Origin of the sequence: Streptomyces sp. NPDC050433 (assembly GCF_044458565.1) — a bacterium.
GTDB lineage: Bacteria > Actinomycetota > Actinomycetes > Streptomycetales > Streptomycetaceae > Streptomyces.
This window is the reverse complement of sequence record NZ_JBITIB010000005.1, coordinates 81,965-101,068: the sequence shown is the minus strand read 5'-3', so window position 1 is coordinate 101,068 and position 19,104 is coordinate 81,965. Positions and strand designations below refer to the sequence as shown.

Annotated in this window: 19 protein-coding genes; 7 read left to right on the top strand and 12 right to left on the bottom strand. The window is 71.7% G+C overall.

Going from position 1 to position 19,104, the window contains the following annotated elements:
- Window positions 1-95: 95 nt before the first annotated feature.
- From ACIBLA_RS08440 to rsmI, 7 genes are all read right to left on the bottom strand, one after another.
- Complete coding sequence (locus tag ACIBLA_RS08440; protein ID WP_399198147.1) at window positions 96-914, bottom strand: hypothetical protein; 819 nt, start codon at window positions 912-914, stop codon at window positions 96-98.
- Window positions 911-1,855 carry a 4-(cytidine 5'-diphospho)-2-C-methyl-D-erythritol kinase gene (locus tag ACIBLA_RS08435; RefSeq protein WP_399198145.1) on the bottom strand — a complete coding sequence of 315 codons (945 nt, stop codon included), beginning with the start codon at window positions 1,853-1,855 and terminating at the stop codon, window positions 911-913. The genes ACIBLA_RS08440 and ACIBLA_RS08435 overlap by 4 nt, the downstream gene beginning before the upstream one ends.
- The gene (gene rsmA, locus ACIBLA_RS08430) at window positions 1,852-2,724 is read right to left on the bottom strand and encodes a 16S rRNA (adenine(1518)-N(6)/adenine(1519)-N(6))-dimethyltransferase RsmA (RefSeq protein ID WP_399198144.1); all 873 of its coding nucleotides are present in this window, start codon (window positions 2,722-2,724) and stop codon (window positions 1,852-1,854) included. Before rsmA ends, ACIBLA_RS08435 begins: the two co-directional genes overlap by 4 nt.
- Entirely contained in the window at window positions 2,721-4,067 is a 1,347-nt protein-coding gene (locus ACIBLA_RS08425) for a ubiquitin-like domain-containing protein (protein ID WP_399198143.1), read from the bottom strand. Before ACIBLA_RS08425 ends, rsmA begins: the two co-directional genes overlap by 4 nt.
- A 151-nt stretch (window positions 4,068-4,218) precedes the next feature.
- The gene (locus tag ACIBLA_RS08420) at window positions 4,219-5,103 is read right to left on the bottom strand and encodes a TatD family hydrolase (protein WP_399198142.1); all 885 of its coding nucleotides are present in this window, start codon (window positions 5,101-5,103) and stop codon (window positions 4,219-4,221) included.
- 42 nt (window positions 5,104-5,145) lie between these two features.
- A complete protein-coding gene (locus ACIBLA_RS08415) occupies window positions 5,146-5,637 on the bottom strand; it encodes a hypothetical protein (protein ID WP_399198141.1) in 492 nt (163 codons plus the stop codon).
- A 128-nt stretch (window positions 5,638-5,765) separates the two neighbouring features.
- Window positions 5,766-6,680: a 16S rRNA (cytidine(1402)-2'-O)-methyltransferase gene (gene rsmI / locus ACIBLA_RS08410; protein ID WP_399198140.1), complete on the bottom strand. Its 915-nt coding sequence runs from the start codon at window positions 6,678-6,680 to the stop codon at window positions 5,766-5,768.
- A gap of 85 nt (window positions 6,681-6,765) precedes the next feature.
- On the opposite strand from rsmI, the gene ACIBLA_RS08405 reads away from it, so the two are divergent.
- Both ACIBLA_RS08405 and ACIBLA_RS08400 read left to right on the top strand, forming a co-directional pair.
- Complete coding sequence (locus tag ACIBLA_RS08405; protein WP_363242094.1) at window positions 6,766-8,487, top strand: phospholipid carrier-dependent glycosyltransferase; 1,722 nt, start codon at window positions 6,766-6,768, stop codon at window positions 8,485-8,487.
- 146 nt (window positions 8,488-8,633) lie between these two features.
- Entirely contained in the window at window positions 8,634-10,259 is a 1,626-nt protein-coding gene (locus ACIBLA_RS08400; protein ID WP_399198139.1) for a penicillin-binding transpeptidase domain-containing protein, read from the top strand.
- A 20-nt stretch (window positions 10,260-10,279) separates the two neighbouring features.
- On the opposite strand, the gene ACIBLA_RS08395 is transcribed toward ACIBLA_RS08400, so the two are convergent.
- Together ACIBLA_RS08395 and ACIBLA_RS08390 are read right to left on the bottom strand one after the other, a co-directional pair.
- Window positions 10,280-11,485, bottom strand: coding sequence for an epoxide hydrolase family protein (locus tag ACIBLA_RS08395; RefSeq protein WP_399198138.1), 1,206 nt, complete (start codon window positions 11,483-11,485; stop codon window positions 10,280-10,282).
- Window positions 11,486-11,557: 72 nt separating this feature from the next.
- Complete coding sequence (locus tag ACIBLA_RS08390) at window positions 11,558-12,019, bottom strand: VOC family protein (RefSeq protein WP_363242097.1); 462 nt, start codon at window positions 12,017-12,019, stop codon at window positions 11,558-11,560.
- A gap of 154 nt (window positions 12,020-12,173) precedes the next feature.
- Between ACIBLA_RS08390 and ACIBLA_RS08385 the strand changes: the two genes are divergently transcribed.
- The 4 genes from ACIBLA_RS08385 to ACIBLA_RS08370 all read left to right on the top strand — a co-directional run bounded on the left by ACIBLA_RS08385 (window position 12,174) and on the right by ACIBLA_RS08370 (window position 15,018).
- Complete coding sequence (locus ACIBLA_RS08385) at window positions 12,174-13,163, top strand: helix-turn-helix transcriptional regulator (RefSeq protein WP_399198137.1); 990 nt, start codon at window positions 12,174-12,176, stop codon at window positions 13,161-13,163.
- A 67-nt stretch (window positions 13,164-13,230) separates the two neighbouring features.
- Window positions 13,231-13,740, top strand: a complete 510-nt coding sequence (locus ACIBLA_RS08380) for a YbaK/EbsC family protein (protein ID WP_399198136.1) — start codon at window positions 13,231-13,233, stop codon at window positions 13,738-13,740.
- A complete protein-coding gene (locus ACIBLA_RS08375) occupies window positions 13,737-14,588 on the top strand; it encodes an EamA family transporter (RefSeq protein WP_399198135.1) in 852 nt (283 codons plus the stop codon). Before ACIBLA_RS08380 ends, ACIBLA_RS08375 begins: the two co-directional genes overlap by 4 nt.
- A gap of 13 nt (window positions 14,589-14,601) precedes the next feature.
- Window positions 14,602-15,018, top strand: coding sequence for an ankyrin repeat domain-containing protein (locus tag ACIBLA_RS08370; protein ID WP_363242101.1), 417 nt, complete (start codon window positions 14,602-14,604; stop codon window positions 15,016-15,018).
- 35 nt (window positions 15,019-15,053) lie between these two features.
- Here the strand turns inward: ACIBLA_RS08370 and ACIBLA_RS08365 are convergent, their stop codons facing one another.
- The 3 genes from ACIBLA_RS08365 to ACIBLA_RS08355 form a co-directional block, all read right to left on the bottom strand.
- Window positions 15,054-16,004, bottom strand: coding sequence for an SDR family NAD(P)-dependent oxidoreductase (locus tag ACIBLA_RS08365; RefSeq protein ID WP_399198134.1), 951 nt, complete (start codon window positions 16,002-16,004; stop codon window positions 15,054-15,056).
- A gap of 129 nt (window positions 16,005-16,133) precedes the next feature.
- Complete coding sequence (locus tag ACIBLA_RS08360; protein WP_399198133.1) at window positions 16,134-17,021, bottom strand: DUF4132 domain-containing protein; 888 nt, start codon at window positions 17,019-17,021, stop codon at window positions 16,134-16,136.
- A 61-nt stretch (window positions 17,022-17,082) separates the two neighbouring features.
- Window positions 17,083-17,826: a hypothetical protein gene (locus tag ACIBLA_RS08355; protein WP_399198132.1), complete on the bottom strand. Its 744-nt coding sequence runs from the start codon at window positions 17,824-17,826 to the stop codon at window positions 17,083-17,085.
- A gap of 199 nt (window positions 17,827-18,025) precedes the next feature.
- Here ACIBLA_RS08355 and ACIBLA_RS08350 point away from each other — a divergent pair, with 199 nt between their 5' ends.
- Window positions 18,026-19,075: an aldo/keto reductase gene (locus ACIBLA_RS08350; RefSeq protein WP_363242105.1), complete on the top strand. Its 1,050-nt coding sequence runs from the start codon at window positions 18,026-18,028 to the stop codon at window positions 19,073-19,075.
- The last annotated feature ends 29 nt before the right edge of the window (window positions 19,076-19,104 follow it).

Here is a 19,104-nt window from a genome sequence, read left to right as displayed (position 1 = left end):
AGCCCGCGTGACGCATCACACTAAGCGCACCGAGGACTCACGTACAGTGAACCTCTTGCGGGGCGGGCCATTAGTCACCGTCGGCGGCTTACGCGTCAGTCTTCCTCGTCCGGACTCGCCGGGATCGCGGTAAGGACGGTTCCGCGGTGGGCCCGCCCGAACCGGCAGAGTTCCGGGAAGTCGAACATCACCAGCGCGGCGCCGGCCACCTCGCGGAGGTCGGCCAGGGCCCCGTCGTCGGGGAGCGCGGCGGCCACGGACCGGATGACCGGGTCCGGGCTGGTCCGTGCCTCGGCGGCGGGAATCGTCGGCACCTGAGGCGTGTTCCGCTGCGGTTCCTTCCAGGTCTCCGTGAACGCGGAGTCGAACGCGTGCACGTTCCCGGCGGCGTCTCGCAGGGCTCCGTGCAGACATACGGCCGTACGGTGCAGCCAGGCGTGCAGTGAACCGTCGAGCAGTATCGAGTCGTTGTCGTCCCAGAAGATGAACACCGGTCCCCAGGCGCCGGTTTCACGGTCGACGTCCACGTAGGTGAAGCCACCGGCCGAGTCGAGATGGACGAAGCGGTGGGTGCCGGGGCCGCCTGCCTGCCTCACGTACCAACTGCCGTCCCCGCCGCCGGGGGCCTTGCCCTCGTTGAGCGGTTCGTCGAAGTCGATCTCCGAGAAGAGGCAGGTGCCGTTGTCCTTCCGGCGGCCGAAGGCGATCCGGACACCGCCCACGGCGCGCAGCAGTACGCGGATCTCTTCGGGCACCGGCGCCGCCCACGCGTCCATCCGGCTGTCGGACAGGCCGGGGCGGAGCTCTACGAGGCCGTCGGAGCTGTCGGCGATCTCTCGCAGCAGGGCGATCAGCGACTCTGTTCCGACTGCGGAAACGGCCGGATCGGCCACGTTCTTCGATCCGCCTGTCACGACACCACCCGCGCACCCGCCGCCGGTGACGAAGTCACCCTGGCCGTACGGCAGTTGCCCGAGGCCAGCAGGGCCTCGGCCACCGTCGTCGCCGACTCCTCGTCCTTCGTCAGGAACGCGGTCGTCGGGCCCGAGCCCGAGACCAGGGCCGCCAGGGCGCCCGCCGATGTGCCCGTGGTGAGCGTTGTCGCGAGGGAGGGGCGCAGGGAGAGGGCCGCGGGCTGGAGGTCGTTGGTGAGGGTGGCCGCCAGGGAGGTCGCGTCGCCCGTGCGCAGGGCCGTGAGCAGGGCTGGGTCGGCGGTGGGGGGCGGGACGTCCGCCGTCGCGGTGAGGCGGTCGAACTCCGCGTACACCGCCGGGGTCGACAGCCCCCCGTCGGCGACCGCGAACACCCAGTGGAAGGTGCCCCCGACGTCCAGCGGCGTCAGCCGCTCCCCGCGGCCGACGCCGAGCGCCGCGCCGCCCAGCAGGCTGAACGGCACGTCGCTGCCCAACTCGGCGCAGATGGTGAGCAGTTCGGCCTGGGACGAGCCCAGCGACCAGAGCGCGTCGCAGGCGAGCAGTGCTCCCGCGCCGTCCGCGCTGCCGCCGGCCATGCCGCCCGCGACGGGGATGTCCTTGTCGATGTGGATATGGACGCGCGGCTCCCTCCCGTGCCGCCGCGCCAGTGCTGTCGCCGCGCGCGCCGCGAGGTTCGTCGCGTCCAGCGGGACCTGGTGCGCGTCCGGGCCGGCGCAGGTGATGCGCAGTTCGTCGGCCGGGGTCACGGTGATCTCGTCGTAGAGACCCACCGCCAGAAAGACGTTCGCCAGGTCGTGGAAGCCGTCGGGGCGCGCCGCGCCCACCGCCAGCTGGACGTTGACCTTGGCCGGGACCCGTACGGTCACCCTGTCCGTGCCCGTGCCCGTGCTCGTGTCCTTGTTCGTGCCCGTGTCACTCACGTGAGCGTTCCCTTCGACTCCGCGATACGTGCGAACTCCTCCACCGTCAGCGACTCCCCCCGCGCCTGCGGCGAGATGCCCGCCGCGACCAGTGCCTCCTCCGCCGCCGGTGCCGACCCGGCCCACCCCGCGAGCGCCGCTCGCAGCGTCTTGCGGCGCTGCGCGAAGGCCGCGTCGACGACCGCGAAGACCTCCGTACGCGACGCCGTGGTCGTCAACGGCGTCGCGCGCCGTACGAGGGAGACGAGACCCGAGTCGACGTTCGGCGCGGGCCAGAACACGTTCCGGCCGATGGCTCCGGCGCGCTTGACCTCCGCGTACCAGTTGGCCTTCACCGACGGCACGCCGTACACCTTGTTTCCCGGCGCCGCCGCCAGCCGGTCCGCGACCTCCGCCTGGACCATGATCAGGGTGCGTTCGATCGTCGGGAACTGCTCCAGCATATGGAGCAGGACGGGCACGGCGACGTTGTACGGAAGATTCGCCACCAGCGCCGTGGGCGCCGGCCCAGGGAGCTCCTGTACCCGCATCGCGTCCGCGTGCACCAGCGAGAAGCGCCCCGCGCGGGCCGGCATCCGGGCCTCGATCGTGCGCGGGAGCGCGGCGGCGAGGATGTCGTCGATCTCGACGGCCGTCACATGGTCGGCCGCCTCCAGCAGCGCCAGCGTCAGCGAGCCGAGCCCGGGGCCCACCTCGACGACCACGTCGTCGGGGCGTACGCCGGCCGTGCGGACGATTCGGCGGACCGTGTTGGCGTCGATGACGAAGTTCTGGCCGCGCTGCTTGGTGGGGCGTACGCCGAGGGCCGCGGCCAGCTCGCGCACGTCCGCGGGGCCGAGCAGGGCATCAGGGGGCTCTGTGGTGCTCACCCGTGCAGCCTACGGCCGCAGTGCGGCCACGGACTCGCCCCCCTTTGCGCATAGAGCTTCTTCGCCCGGTACGTCTGCTCCTCCGCCGACGCGTCCTGCGGGCGCCCGCTGCCGCCGAGGGCGTGCCAGGTGCCGGTGTCGAACTGGTAGAGCCCGCCGTACGTCCCCGAGGGGTCGACCGCGTCCGGCCGGCCGCCGGACTCGCAGGCGGCGAGTCCGGCCCAGTTGAGGCCGTCGGCGCCCGCGACGGGGGCCCGGCCCCCGGTGCCCGCGACGGGGGCCGGGCGCTGCTTCGTACCGACCCTGACGCGCTGGGTGACGGGCGCGCGGACGATCCTCTCGGCGATCTTGCGGGGTCTCTCTTTCACACCGTTGACAGCGCGCACGGCGTACGTGAGGCGGCGCGTGCCCTGCTCGCCCTGGCGCGTGATCACCTCCGTGCCGGTGAAGAGTGAGGCGTCCCAGGTGCGTTCGGTGTCGTACGGGATGACCTCGTCCCGCACCATCTCGCCGACGGTGATGCGCATCACGGTGACCGTCTGGCCGTCGCGCGGGAAGCTGTCGGGCCGTACGGAGGTGGTGTCCTCGCCGCGCAGCGTGAGCCCGGCGTCGGCCAGGGCCTCGCGTACGGTCGCGGCGTTCGTACGGATGGTGCGCTCACGCCCGTCGGCCATGAACGTGACGGTGCGCTCCGTCAGGACGTCCAGCGCCAGTCCGCTGCGCGGGATCGCCGACGAGCGCGAGACGGACAGCAGGGCGCCCTCCGCGCGGACGCCGAGCTGCCGCAGCGCTCCCTCGACGGTGTCGGCGGTCGTCCAGATCTGGCGGCGCCGGCCGTCGAGGGTGAGCATGACGGGGCGGCCGTGGCGGACAACGACCGTGTCGCCGTTGGTGAGTTCGGCGCCCCGGCCGGGGGCGACGATGTCGTGCTCGCCGATCTTCACGCCTTCGTCGGCGAGGAGTTCGTCCACGTCGTCCGCGAAGGTGTGGAACGTACGCGGGGTGCCGTCGACGCTCAGCTTGACGGCCTTGTCGCTCGCGACGAACGCGGAGGTGCCGCCCGCCAGGACGGCGACGACGAGTGCCTGCGGGACGAGGCGGCGGCGCGGGGTACGGTCGGCGCCTGCGTCAGCGCCGACGTCGGCGCCGCCGGGGTCCGGAGCGGGCAGTGGTGGCTGCGGCTGTGGTGGCGGTGCCTGGTGCGGGACCAGCACCTCGGTGGGGGCGAACCACGGCACTGTGGGCTCGGGTTCGGTGCTGGGCCACACAGCGGCGTCCATGTCAGTCCCGGCCCCGCGACGTCTGCCATGTCCGGCACGGTGGCTGCCCTGAGAATTGGTCACGACGCTCGACACTCCACAAGTCCGGTCCGGCCCACGCGATGCCCGGCGGAGACTAGCGGAGCGATGCTCACTCTCCAAAGCAGCACGACTACACACCGTCATGTGTTCGAGTGGCGTGCCGCGGACGCCGGACCAACCCGGACCGGCCGCCTCAGTACCCGAAAGCCCGCGCCGTGTTGGCCGAAATCGCCGTCGCCATCGCGTCCTCGTCGATTCCGCGCACATCCGCCATCGCACGCACCGTCACCGGAATCAAATACGGCGCATTGGGCCGTCCTCGGTACGGAACGGGCGTCAGAAAAGGCGCGTCTGTCTCCACCAGAACGAGTTCGAGAGGAGCGACGGCCAACGCCTCACGCAACGGGCCCGCGTTCTTGAACGTCATATTTCCCGCGAAGGACATGAAGTACCCTGCGGCGGCGCAGATTTCGGCCATTTCCGCGTCGCCCGAATAGCAGTGGAAAACGGTCCGCTCCGGAGCGCCTTCGTCGGCGAGGACACGCAACACGTCGGCGTGCGCGTCGCGGTCGTGGATGACGAGTGCTTTTCCGTGCCGTTTGGCGATCTCGATGTGCGCACGGAACGAACGTTCCTGCGCGGCCATTCCCTCGGGCCCCGTACGGAAGTGGTCGAGCCCGGTCTCACCGACGGCCTTCACATGCGGCAGCGCGGCCAGCCGGTCGATCTCGGCGAGCGCGTCGTCCAGGGCCGCGTCCCCGCCGGCCTCGCGCGCGCCCTGGCGCGACCAGCCGTCTGGGTCGCCGTGCACGATGCGCGGCGCCTCGTTGGGATGCAGCGCGACCGCCGCGTGCACGGACTCGTGCGCGGCGGCGGTGTCGGCCGCCCAGCGGGACCCCTTCACGTCGCAACCCACCTGGACGACGGTCGGCACTCCTACGGAGGCCGCCTTGGCGAGGGCTTCCGCGACGGTGCCGCTCTGCATGTCCAGGTGGGTGTGCGAATCGGCGACCGGCACCCGGAGGGGTTCGGGTGCCGGTGGCGCTTCGTCGGCGCGTGCGGCGCTCTTGGGGCTCATGCGCTCGATCGTACGAGGGCCGCGCCCGGCGACCGGGACGGGCTACCTGCGGTGGAAGGGGTGCAGGAGGTCCGAGAGGTGCCAGTGGTGGTCCTGCTTGCCCCGCGCGCCCTCGGCGACGGCCCCGACGGCCGCCCCGCCCGCCTCGTCGGTCACGGGTATCGGCTTGGCGGGCTTGGTGGGCTTCGCCTTGTGCGGCTTGTGCGCCTTCGGGGCCTTGGGTGCCTTGGGCTCCTTCGGCGTCCTCGGCGTCCTCGGCGTCCAGGAGGAGTTCCACTGCTGGCTCAGGGCGTGCACCGAGGACACCTGTCCCGAGCGCATTATGCGCACGACGTGGTGTCCGCAATTGACGCAGGTCGGACTCGACAGCGGGGAAGGCACCCGCAGTCCGTCCGCCTTGTAGACGACGTATTCCTGTCCCGACGCGTCCGTGTGGTGCTCTATGTCGTACGCCTGCTCCCAGCCATGGCCGCAGCGCATGCAGCAGAAGGCATATGCCTCGTGGGCGACGGCGTTGCCCGTGATCTCACTCATGCCGGCTCCTCTCCACTCGATCCAGTGGACGCCTATTCGGGCGGGAGCGCATCAGCGCTGTCGATTAATGGCAGGCTCTTGGCCTCCGCATGCCTAAAGGGCCCGGCACACGGTCTGCGCTTTGCTTTTCAAGATAGTCCTTTACCGTCCTGGGGGCCTGTCCGGGCGGCATTCTTTGCCGCCACGACCGCATCGAACACCTCCCGTTTGGGAACCCCCGCTTCCGCCGCGACCGCGGCGATGGCCTCCTTCCGCCGCTCACCCGCCTCCTCCCTCACCCGCACCCTGCGCACCAGTTCCTCGGGGTCCGTCACGGGCGCCCGCTCCGGGGCTCCGTCCACGACGACGGTGATCTCTCCCCGTACGCCGTCGGCCGCCCATACGGCCAAGTCGCCGAGGCCGCCGCGCTTCACCTCTTCGTACGTCTTGGTCAACTCGCGGCAGACGGCGGCCCGGCGCCCGGCGCCGAAGACCTCGGCCATCGCCGCGAGAGTGTCGTCGAGCCGGTGCGGCGCCTCGAAGTAGACGAGCGTGCGCCGCTCCTCGGCGACCTCGCGGAGCCTCGCCAGCCGCTCACCGGCCTTGCGCGGCAGGAACCCCTCGAAGCAGAAGCGGTCGACGGGCAGCCCGGACAGCGCCAGCGCGGTCAGTACGGCGGACGGCCCCGGCACCGCGGTCACCTTGATGTCGCGCTCGACGGCCGCCGCCACGAGCCGGTAGCCGGGGTCGGAGACGGACGGCATCCCGGCGTCCGTGACGAGGAGCACACGGGCGCCGTCGGCCAGCGCCTCGACGAGTTCGGGCGTACGGGCGCTCTCGTTGCCTTCGAAGTACGACACGACGCGGCCGGTGGTCTGCACGCCGAGCGCCTGCGTGAGCCTGCGCAGCCGCCGGGTGTCCTCGGCGGCGACGACGTCCGCTCCCGCCAGCTCGGAGGCGAGGCGCGGCGGGGCGTCGGAGGTGTCGCCGATGGGGGTCCCGGCGAGGACGAGAACGCCGGTCGGGGCCGCGGGGGCCGTTCCGCGGGAGGGCACAGTAGTCACGTACGCCATCCTCGCAGGGCGGCTGAGTGCGGCGCGGGGTGCCCGTGTGACCACCTCACACAGCGGCGTTCCCTACGATGGCGCGGTGACCAGTACTGCGCCAGAAGCCCTCCAGGGTCGGGACGCCGAGGACAGACCGCCGTCATGGCCCCAGCGGCTGCGGCGGTTCGGCTATGCGCCGAGACCGGTGATCGGGCTGCGCGAGCGGCTGGTCCCGCCGTACACCCGGCCCTCCGACCGCCTGTGGATCGTGCTCGGCGTGCCGCCGCTGCTCGCCGACCGGCTGGTCCGCTGGTCCGCGTGGCTCGGTCCGCTGGCGGTGGCGCTGGTCGCCGGGGTGCTGCGGTTCTGGAAGCTGGGCAAGCCCGACGCGGTGATATTCGACGAGACGTACTACGCGAAGGACTCGTGGGCGCTGGTCAAGCAGGGGTACGAGGCGAGCTGGCCCAAGGACGTCGACAAGCTGATCCTGGACGACCCCTCGAAGGTGCCGCTGCCGGTGGACCCCGGGTATGTGGTGCACCCGCCGGTGGGCAAGTGGGTCATCGGGCTCGGCGAGCTGATGTTCGGCTTCGACCCGTTCGGCTGGCGCTTCATGGTGGCGGTCCTCGGCACGCTGTCGGTATTCATGCTGTGCCGTATCGGCCGCCGGCTTTTCCGTTCGACGTTCCTGGGGTGTCTGGCGGGCGGGCTGCTCGCGGTCGACGGGCTGCACTTCGTGATGAGCCGTACGGCGCTGCTCGACCTGGTGCTGATGTTCTTCGTGCTGGCCGCGTTCGGGTGTCTGCTGCTGGACAGGGACTGGGCACGAAGGCGGTTCGCCGACGCGCTGCCGGTGGACGCGGACGGGCTGCTACGCCCGGACGCCGCGGTCGGCGACGGTCTGTGGCTGCTCTGGCGGCCGTGGCGTGTCGCCGCCGGTCTGATGCTGGGACTGGCCTTCGCCACGAAGTGGAACGGCCTCTTCATCCTGGCGGCCTTCGGCCTGATGACGGTGCTCTGGGACGTGGGGGCGCGGCGCACCGCCGGGGCAGTACGCCCGTATCTGGCCGTGCTGTCGCGCGATCTGGGGCCGGCCTTCGCCTCGACGGTCCCGGTCGCGATCGTCACGTACATCGCCTCGTGGACCGGCTGGATCGTCACCGACAAGGGGTACTTCCGCGACTGGGCCGCCACCGAGGGCCGGGGCGGTTTCTGGTTCTGGGTGCCGGACTGGCTGCGGAGCCTGTGGCACTACGAGCACGAGGTCTACAGCTTCCACGTCAATCTGACCTCCGGCCACACCTACCAGTCCAACCCCTGGAGCTGGATCGTCCTGGGCCGCCCCGTCTCGTACTTCTACGAGGACCCGAGGGGCGGCACGGAGGGCTGCACGGCGGCCCCGGCGGACAAGTGCGCCCAGGAGGTCCTGGCGATCGGCACCCCGCTGCTGTGGTGGGCGGCCTGCTTCGCGCTCCTGTACGTCCTGTGGCGCTGGTTCTTCCGCCGCGACTGGCGCGCGGGCGCCATCGCGTGCGCGGTCGCGGCGGGCTGGGTCCCGTGGTTCTTCTACCAGGAACGCACGATCTTCCTCTTCTACGCGGTCGTCTTCGTCCCGTTCCTCTGTCTGGCGGTGTCGATGATGATCGGCGCGATGCTGGGCCCGGCGGGCTCGGACGAGAGACGCAGGACGATCGGCGCGGTGGGGGCGGGTGTGCTGGTGCTGCTGATCGTCTGGAACTTCATCTACTTCTGGCCCATCTACACCGGGCAGACGATCCCCATCGGGGAGTGGCAGGACCGGATGTGGTTCGACACCTGGGTGTGACCCCGCGAACCACGCCGACCGGAGCGATCGTCCCGGTCCGATAACGGGACCGCCCTTGTTCACTCATGTCCCGTAGAGTGCGAAATCGTTGCCCTTGAACACGTTCAAATATGTCGGGGCACTCCTGGGGGGAGGGGACCGCACTCATGCGCAGTGGAGCGAAAGTCGCCATCGTCGGCGGCGTGTTCGTCGTTGTCGCCGGTGGGATCGGATACGGGGCGTACAACGTACTCGGCGGGGGCGACGGGAGTACGGAGACCGCCTCGAAGTCGACCGAGGTCAGATCCGGGCCGCTCAGCCCGGAAGAAGTCAAGAACACCGCCGAGGAATTCCTGACCGCGTGGGCGGACGGCAAGGATCCCGAACTCGCCGCGACGTACACGAACAACCCGGCCGTCGCGAAGGACGTCGTCGCCTCGTACAGCGAGCAGGCGCACATCACCGATGCCGTGATCACTCCGGGACGGGCGACGGGCGCGAAGGTGCCCTTCACCGTCAAGGCGACGGTGAAGTTCGAGGGACTGAGCAAGCCCCTGTCGTACGCCTCCGAGTTGACCGTCGTCCGAGGGCTGACCAGTGGGAAGCCACTCGTCGACTGGGCGCCGACGGTCATTCACCCGAAGCTGACGAAGACCACGACCCTGGTCACCGGCGAGGCCGCGACGCCGCCGATCAAGGCGGTCGACCGCAACGGGACCGAGCTGACGGCGGAGAAGTACCCCTCGCTCGCGCCGGTGCTCGACCAGTTGCGGGACAAGTACGGGGAGAAGGCGGGCGGCACGTCCGGTGTCGAGATGTGGCTCCAGAGCGAGGACGACAACGCGCCCCGTACGACGCTGCTGACGCTCTCCAAGGGCAAGAGCGGCGAGCTGACGACGACGCTCGACGCGAAGGTGCAGGCGGCGGCCGAGCAGGCCGTGAAGAAGTTCAGCGAGGCGTCCGTCGCGGCGGTGAAGCCGAGCACCGGCGAGATCGTCGCCGTCGCCAACAACCGCAAGGACGGCTTCAACGCGGCGATGCTCGGCAAGCAGGCGCCCGGCTCCACGATGAAGATCGTGACCGCGGCCATGCTGCTGGAGAAGGGGCTGGTCGGCGCGGGCCGGCCGGCCGAGTGCCCCAAGACGGTGCTCTACCAGGGCACTTCGTTCCACAACCTGGACAACTTCGACATCAAGGGCGGCACGTTCACGCAGAGCTTCGCCCGCTCCTGCAACACCGCCTTCATCAAGCTGATAGACGACACGAAGGACGACCACGCGCTGCCGGCGGAGGCGCGCGAGGTCTTCGGTCTCGGGCTGGACTGGCAGACCGGCGTCGCGTCCGCGGACGGCAGTGTGCCGGAGGCGGCCGGGGGCGGTGCGGCGGCGCAGTACATCGGTCAGGGCACCGTGCAGATGAACGTGCTGAACATCGCGTCCGTCACGGCCACCACGAAGGACGGCACCTTCCGCCAGCCGGTCATCGTCCCGCGCGGGCTCGACAACCGCCAACTGGCGGTCGCGGAGCGGCAGTTGCCGGGCGCGGTGGGTCAGCAGCTGCGCGACATGATGCGGGAGACGGCCGCGTGGGGCACCGGCAAGACCGCGATGTCCGGGCTCGGCGGTGACAAGGGCGCGAAGACGGGGTCGGCCGAGGTGGACGGGCAGGCCACGTCGAACAGTTGGTTCACCGGCTTCCAGGACGACCTGGCCGCCGCCGCGAGCGTCGAGTCCGGCGGACACGGCGGTGACGCGGCGGGGCCGGTGGTCGCGGCGGTGCTGGCGGCGGGTTAACCCGGGTTGACCCCGGTTTCTCAGGCGCCGGCTGCCGCTGCCGCCGCCCGGTAGGGGCGGAAGAACGCGCGCAGTTCCTCCGCGTACAGCTCGGGCTCCTCGAACGCCGCGAAGTGACCGCCGCGCGCGGGCTCCGTCGCCCGCACCGTGTTCGCCGTGCGTTCGAGCCACGCGCGCGGCGGGCGGACGACATCGCCGGAGAAGATCGAAAAGCCGGACGGCACCTCGACCCGGCGGGTGAGCTGCGCGGGCGGGATCGCGGCGTTCGCGCGGTACATGCGCATCGCTGAACCGATCGTCCCCGTCAGCCAGTAGAGCGTGACGTTCGTCAGGATCTCGTCCTTCGTGAAGCTGCGCTCGATGTCGCCGTCGCAGTCGCTCCACGACCGCAGCTTCTCGACGATCCACGCGGCGAGCCCGGCCGGTGAGTCGGTGAGCCCGACGGCGGCGGTCTGGGGCTTCGTACGGTGCATCGCGGCGTACGCGCCCTCGGTCGCGCCCCAGGCCGCCGTTTCCTTGAGCCAGGCCCGCTCCTCGGGGGCAAGGTCCGCCGGATCGCCGTTGAAGACGGGCAGGCCCGCGTCGGTACGGTGGACGGCGGCGACCCGGTCGGGGTGGTCGAGGGCGAGATAGCGGCTCACATGGCTGCCCATGTCCCCGCCGGCCGCACCGAACCGCGCGTAACCGAGGACGCCCATCAGCTCGGCCCACAGCCCGGCGACGGCGACGGAGTCGAGGGCCTGGCCGGTGGGGCGGTCGGAGTATCCGAAGCCCGGCATGTCGGGCACGACCACGTCGAACGCGTCGGCGGGGTCGGCGCCGTGCGCGCCGGGGTCGGTGAGGAGTGGGATGACCTTCGCGTACCGCCAGAACGAGTCCGGCCAGCCGTGGCAGAGAACCAAAGGCAGCGCCGGCCCGGCGGTCGTGGCGGACCCGGTGGTCGTGGCGGCGCGCGCGTGCGCGAAGTGGATCCCGAGGCCACCGAGCCGGACACGGAAGCGGGGGAACCGGGCGAGGGCCGCCTCCTGCGCCTGCCAGTCGAACTCGTCGGCCCAGTAGGCGACCAGCTCCCGGAGGTAGTCCAGGTCGGTCCCGAGCGCCCACCCGGCGTCCTCGGGCGTGTCCGGCCAGCGCGTCGCGCGCAGTCGCGCGCGCAGGTCCTCCAACTCGGCGGACGAGGTCCGCGCGGTGAACGGCTCGGGGCGGGGTGTGGTGGCGTCCGGCATGGGGCGATCCTACGGACCGGACGAGGGCGGGGCGCGGCACCGTACGGCAACGGCGCCGACTCCCAACCCGCGTCAGTCCAGGCAGAACTCGTTGCCCTCGGGGTCGGCCATCACGATCAGGCCGGGGCCCAGCGGAGGGGCGGGCTCGTCGCGGCGGATCCGCGTCGCCCCCAGTGCGACGAGCCGGTCGCACTCGGCCTCCAGCGCCGTCATCCGCTCCTCCCCCGTCAGTCCGGGGGCGGCGCGAACGTCGATGTGGACGCGGTTCTTGGCGACCTTGTCCTCCGGCACCTGCTGGAAGAACAGCCGTGGGCCCTGCCCGTCCGGGTCCTCGACGGCCGACCTCGTGTTGCGCTCCCCCTCCGGTACGCCGATCCCGGCCAGGAAGTCGTCCCACGCGGCCAGCGGGTCGGCGCCCTCGGGCAGTTCGACTCCGGGCGGGGCGGGGTGGACGTAGCCCAGGGCGTCGCGCCAGAAGGTGGACAGCGCGTTGGGGTCGTGGGCGTCGAAGGTGATCTGGATGGTGCGGCTCATCGGGTCGCTCCGTTCATGGCGGGGTTCATTACAGGATTCGTGACGGGATTCGTCACGCGGTTCGTCACGCGGTTCGTCACGCGGTTCGTTACGGGGCCACCCTGACACCCCTGGCGGACAGGATCGGTCCGCTATCTCTGCCAGTCTGGGCGACATGGATACGACGGGCGGTGCCGAGCGGGGCACGACGGAGCGGGTGCTCACGCTGCTCGGGCTGTTGCAGCAGCGCCGGCTGTGGACCGGCCCCGAGCTGGCCGACCGGCTCGGGGTGACGTCGCGCACCGTGCGGCGCGATGTCGAGCGGCTGCGCGCCCTCGGCTATCCGGTCCATGCCGGGCAGGGTGTCGGCGGCGGCTACCGGCTCGGCTCGGGGCAGGACCTGCCGCCGCTGCTGTTCGACGACGAGGAGGCGATCGCCACGGCGGTCTCGCTGCTCGCCGGCGCCGGTGGCGGCGCGAGCGGCGCGGTCGTCGGCGCCGGTGACGCCGCGCTCCGGGCACTGACCAAGCTCGACCAGGTACTGCCCGGCCGGCTGCGGCACGAGGTGCGCGCGCTGTCCGGCTCGGTGGCGTTCTTCGGCGGCGGGCGCTCGCCGGTCGACCCGGATGTGCTCATGTCGCTGGCCAGGGCCTGCCGCGACGAGGTCGAGGCCGGCTTCGACTACCCCTCGGGGGCGGAGACACGGCGCCGGCGCATCGAGCCGTACCGCCTGGTCGCCTCCGACCGGCGCTGGTACCTCCTCGCCTACGACCTCGACCGCGACGACTGGCGCACCTTCCGCGTCGACCGGATGACCGACGTGTCCGTACGGACATGGCACTTCCGCCCCCGCGCCGCGCCCGACGCGGCGGCGTACGTGCAGGAGGGTGTGGCCAGCCGCGCCTACGCACACCAGGCGCGCTTCCTCGTGCACGCGCCCGCCGACACGGTGCGCGAACAGATCCCGGCGTCGGCGGCCGTCGTACGGCCACGCGGAAGCGGGCGCTGTGAACTGCTCAGCGGCGGAGGCAGTCTCGACTTCGTCCTCATGCATGTGCTGCTGCTGGGACACGACTTCGAGGTGCTCGACCCGCCGGAACTCGCGGACCGCTGTCACGCCCTGGCGGAGAGACTGAGATCGGCCGGTACGACGCCTGGACGGTGACCGAGACCGAGCGGCGCCGGTGAAACGTGTTCGCCCTCCCCGTACCCGTAGGGCTAGCGTGCCCGCCATGAGCGATCCCGGCGGCACGCCTGACACCCCGGCCCATCCCCGCTTCGTCGCGGCCCTGCGCGAACTGGGCCTCGACGACCTCACCGGCCAGGTCCGCACCTTCCCGGACGCCACCCGCACGGCGGCCGAGGCCGCCGCCGCGATCGGCTGCGGGCTCAGCGAGATCGTCAAGTCGCTGATCTTCGAGGCCGACGGAGTCCCGGTCCTGGTGCTGATGGACGGTGCCTCGCGCGTCGATGTGGAGCGCGTACGAGAGGAGTTGGGCGCCGGGACCGTCAAGCGGGCGCGTGCCGATCTCGTACGGGAGACCACCGGGTACGCGATCGGGGGCGTACCGCCCTTCGGTCACCGCACCAGGACACGCGTGCTCGCCGACCGGGGCCTGCTCGACCACGACGTGGTGTGGGCGGCGGCGGGCACGCCGCACACGGTGTTCCCGATGGACCCCAAGAGCGTGGTCTCGTACGCCGGCGGCACCCTGGTGGACGTCCGCGAGCGCACGGCGTGACGCCGGGCGTCGCCGCCGCCGTCCTCCTGGCGGCCGTCACCCACGCGAGTTGGAACGCGATCGCGCACACCATCAAGGACCAGTTGATCGCCTTCACGCTGATCGCCGGCGGCGGCGCCGTGATCGGCGCCCTCCTCGTGTGCTTCGCGCCGTTCCCGGCCGCCGGCGCATGGCCGTACCTGATCGCCTCCGCGCTGCTGCATGTCGGCTACCAGGCGCTGCTGATGCGGTCGTTCAGCCTCGGCGACTTCGGCCAGATGTATCCGATCGCGCGCGGCACCGCGCCCCTGCTGGTGACCGTCCTGGCCGCCGTCTTCGTGGGCGAGTCGCTGGACCGCTGGCAGGCCATGGGCGTGGCCGTCGCGTCGGCGGGGCTCGTCGGCGTGGCCCTGTGGGGCATGCGGAGCGCGGGGACGAAGCCGCAGTGGCCCGCGCTGACGGCCGCACTCGCGACAGGGGTGTCGATCGCCGCGTACACCGTCGTGGACGGCGTGGGCGTACGCGAATCGGGCACTCCCCTCGGCTACATCGGCTGGCTGATGATCCTTCAGGGCTCGCTGATCCCGCTGTACGCGCTGTACGCGCGCCGGGACGGGCTGATCGCCCGGCTGCGCCCGCACATACGGCTCGGCCTGCTCGGTGCGGTGCTGTCGGTCGGGGCGTACGCCCTGGTGCTGTGGGCCCAGACGCGCGCGGCCCTCGCACCGATCGCCGCGCTGCGGGAGTCGTCGATCATCGTGGGGGCGGCGATAGGCGCGGTGTTCTTCAAGGAACGGTTCGGCATGCCGCGCATCGCGGCGGCCGGGCTCATGGTGGTCGGCATCAGCCTGATGCTGCGTACGAGTTGAGGACGGGGCCCGGATGAACCGAAGACGGCGGAAGAAGCTGTCGCGGCGTCTGGTGTGGGCCGCGAGGCTGGGCCGCACGGCGGAGGTCGGCGCGCTGCTGCGGGCGGGCGCACCGGCGCAGACGTACGACTCCGAGGGCTCGACGCCCCTGTACGCGGCGTCCGTGCACGGCGACGCCGACGCCGTACACCTGCTGCTGGCGGCGGGTGCGCTGCCGGACAGCGAGAGCGGGGACGGCACGGAGGGCACGCCGCTGTGCGGGGCCGCGTGCTGGGGCCATGCCGGCGCCGTACGCGAACTGCTCGCCCACGGCGCCGATCCGCACCTGCGCGAGGACGGCGGCAGCGGGCGCTCACCGCTCGAATGGGCGCGGACCGGGCCGTATCCGGAGACTGTCCGGCTGCTGGAGGAAGCGGGCGCGCGGACGTGAAGCGCGCGCCGGGGCCGGGACGGGCGGCGGGCGCGTCAGGCTCGCGGGGCCGAGGCCAGCATGTCGAGCGAGACCTGCCACAGCCGCTCGGCCGCGACCAGGTCCAGGGCGTGCGCGGCGACGCCGCCCGCGTCGCCCTCGCGGTGCGGACGCGCCTCGTTGCAGTCCTCGAAGTACCGGCCGCCGATGCCGTCGAGCCCTGGCCAGGTCGCCACCAGCACGGAGGTTGCCGCGCCCTGCTGGGGCGTCTTGAACCTGTAGCCGGAGGCGATGGCCTTGTCGAGTTCGTCCTGGCTCATATGACGGGTCAGATTCGACAGGACCGCGCCGGGGTGGACGGCGTTGGCGGTGATGCCGTCACCGGCCCAGCGCCGGTTCGCCTCGACCGCGAAGAGCGAGTCGGCCGTCTTGGACTGGCCGTAGGCGAGCCGGGTGTCGAACGGCCGGCGGCGGAAGTCGATGTCGTCGAAGTCCACCGGCTGCCGCAGGTGCCCGACCGAGCTGAGCGCGACGACCCGGGCCCGGTTTCCGGCGGCGAGCGCCGGGTGCAGGCCGGTGGCGAGCGCGAAGTGGCCGAGATGGTTCGTGGCGAACTGGAGCTCCCAGCCCTCCGGCGTCCGCAGCTCGGGCGTGAACATCACACCGGCGTTGTTGATGAGGATGTCCAGCGGCCCGTCCCACGCGGCGGTGAAATCGGCGACGGACCGCCGGTCGGCGAGGTCGAGCCGTGCGACGCGCACGCGCGTGTTTCCAGTGGTGGCGCCGATGTCACGGGCGGTGCGCTCGCCGGCGTCGATGTCGCGTACGGCCAGGGTGACTTCGGCGCCCGCGCCGGCGAGCGCGCGGGCGGTCTCGACGCCGATGCCGGAGGAGCCGCCGGTCACGACGGCGCGACGGCCGGTGAGATCGACACCGGCGACGACCTCGGCCGCGGTGGACTCGGCGCCGAACGGGGTGGTGATACGGCCTGGGGAGTCGGTGGTCATGGGGCTGCCTGCTCTTTCGGATCGCTCGGGTCCCACTGGGTTGCCGAACGAGACTTTCCGGGCATCCCGGTCGACACCCCGCAAGCCAACCACCGGCCGGGCGTCCTTCAGGGGAGGCGGAGCAGCCCGTCAGCCCTCCGGATCACCCGCCGTACGTGGGGAGTGTGTGCCGCCCGCGTGGATCAGGGTCGCCATCCGGACCCCCTCGGACCACGCCACGGGCCCGATCTCGCCGAGCGCCACGGGCCGTTCGGAACCGTCGACCCACAGCAGCCGCCCGGTCTCGGTGGCGCTGTACGGGTCGTCGGAACCCAGCCAGTAGCGCGCCTGCACTCCGACACCCCCGTCCGCCACGCTCAGCGTCGCGAAGCCGCCGTGCATGACGCAGCCCTGCCGCACGGCCCGCGCCGTGGCGTCGCGCAGCTCCTCGAAGTGGCTGCCCGCGTAGTCGTCCACGCCGGTGGCGAGAGGGTCGACGTCCGCCGGCCGATGATGCACGTCACGCGCCAACTGCGCGATGCCCTGGGTGAGTTCACATGTGTCCAGCAGCTTCCGCCACCGGTCGGGGTCCGGCAGCAGGACCGGGTGCGGGAGCGACACAGGACCGGCGGGTGGGGTGTGCGCGCCGCCGTCCACGTCCAGGAGCGTGGTCCGGCCGTCGTCGGCGACATCGGTCAGCACTCCGGTGAGTCCGTCGACGGTCACGACGAGGTGCGCCAGGCTCGTACGCCAGGCCGGGTCGGGCCACACCCGTCCGAGGAGTGCGGCGGGTATCGGCCCGCCGGCCGACAGCAGCCAGGACTCGACGGTTGACCGGCACTCCTCCTCGTGCCGTATCAGCCGCTCGCGCAGCTCGGTCAGCCGCTCGCCCGCGCGGCTGGCGCGCGCGGCCCGTGGGACCGAGCTGAGGAGCTGTCCGTCACCGCTCCTGCGGCAGATCAACGTCGTTCCGTCCAGGGCCAGTTCATGGCCGCGGACAGCGGGGACCCAGTGCGGTCCGGTGGAAGTGGTCGCCATGGCACCGACTCTGCCAGGGACCACTGACAATGCCGTGTGCCGGCCCCGTCACCGGATCGGTTCAGACCCCCTGCCGGGGCGGTGCGGGCAGCCGCCAGTACTGGCGTTTGTCCTCGTCACGGACCGCCAGGCCCAGGCCGTTCAGCTCGTCGCGCAGCGCCCGTACGTCCTCCGCCGTGCCCGTTTTGCGCATCGCGTGCGCGCGGGCGCTCAGCAGGGCGTTCGCGCCCACCGGGAGACCCGGCGTGTCCGGGACCCAGAGATGGAAGTCGGCCTTGTGCGGGTCCTCGGCGACCCAGGCGTAACCGTGGCCCGTGAAGGCGGCGGCCACGTCCGCGCGGTCCAGGTCGCAGGGCTCGCGGGCCGCCTCCTCGGTGTGGAGACCGAGCAGTACGAGGGTCTTGCCGTCCAGGAAAACCGGGCCGAGGTCGGCGCGGCGCAGGTCGCGCGACTCGTCGTGGATGGTGAGCGTGACGTGGGTGTCCGACACCCGTACGGTCAGCGACTCGTACAGCGTGATGAATCCCAGCAGCACCCCGAGCAGCACACCCACCACCACCCCCAGGAGGGTGAGCCACGGCTCGGGGATGGAGTTCAGCAACTCCGCCGGGCCCTTCATCGGTGCCCAGCGCAGCGTCACCAGCCAGTTGGCGAGCAGTTTCACCAGCCAGCCGACGAGCGCGCCGGCGGCGGCGAACGCCGGGACGAGCCAGACCGGTTGGGCCACCACCGTGACGTCGGCGCCGTGTGTGCCGTGTGCCGTGTCGGCCACGGGGGCGGGCTTCGGTCGCTTTCTCATGCTCATGCGGCGAGGCTAGGAAGCGGCAGCCGGGGCCGGTATCCGCCGAAGGGATCCGAGGGCGTAACCAAAGTATGGGCCTTGCGGTGGAGGCCGTCGCATCCCCGCCCGTCGTGCCTTGACCTCGATCGCACTCCAGGTCCTAGAGTGCCCGGCGTACGCCCCCCACAGACGTCTGACCGCCTGACCAGCAAGGGAGCACGACATGCGTTACCGCACTCTCGGCGGCACCGGTATCGAGGTGAGCGCCCACTGCCTCGGCACCATGATGTTCGGTTTCGTCGGCAACGACGATCACGACGACTGTGTGCGCATCATCCACGCCGCCCTCGACCGGGGCATCAACTTCCTTGACACGGCCGACATGTACTCCAGCGGGGAGTCGGAGGAAATCGTCGGCAAGGCGCTCAAGGGCCGCCGCGACGACGTCGTCCTCGCGACCAAGGTGTACTTCCCGATGGGCGAGGGCCGCAACCGCGGCGGCAGCTCGCGGCGCTGGATCGTGCAGGAGGTGGAGGAGAGCCTGAGGCGGCTGGGGACGGAGTGGATCGACCTCTACCAGGTCCACCGGCCCGACCACACGACGGACATCGAGGAGACTCTTTCCGCGCTGACCGACCTCGTACGGCAGGGCAAGATCCGTGCCTTCGGCTGCTCGACGTTCCCGGCCGAGGAGATCGTCGAGTCGCATGTCGTCGCCGAACGCCGTGCGCTCCAGCGGTTCAGGACCGAGCAGCCGCCGTACTCGATCCTGGCGCGCGGCATCGAGAAGTCGGTGCTGCCGGTCTGCGAGCGGTACGGGATGGGGGTGCTGACCTGGAGTCCGCTCGGCTCCGGGTTCCTGACCGGCAAGTACCGCAAGGGCGGCGCGATCGACCTCACCACGGGCCGGCCGGCGCTGATTCCGGGCAGGTTCGATCCGGCGCTGCCGGTGAACATCACCAAGCTGGAGATCGTCGAGCAGCTGATCGCCCTTGCGGAGAGCATCGGCTGCACGCTGCCCGAGCTGGCCGTGGCCTTCACCGTCGCGCATCCCGCCGTGACGTCGGTCATCATCGGCCCGCGCACGATGGGGCAGTTGGAGGGGCTGCTGAAGGGCGCCTCGCTCGCGCTGGACGACGCGACGCTCGACCGTATCGACGAGATCGTGGCGCCGGGGACGAACGTCTACGAGCCGGACGGCTCCTGGAAGCCGCCCGTACTGACGGACGCCTCGCTGCGCCGGCGGCCGGTCGGCGACCGCGCGGCGGCGTAACGGCGCGGCGGCGTAGCGCGAGGCCCGCG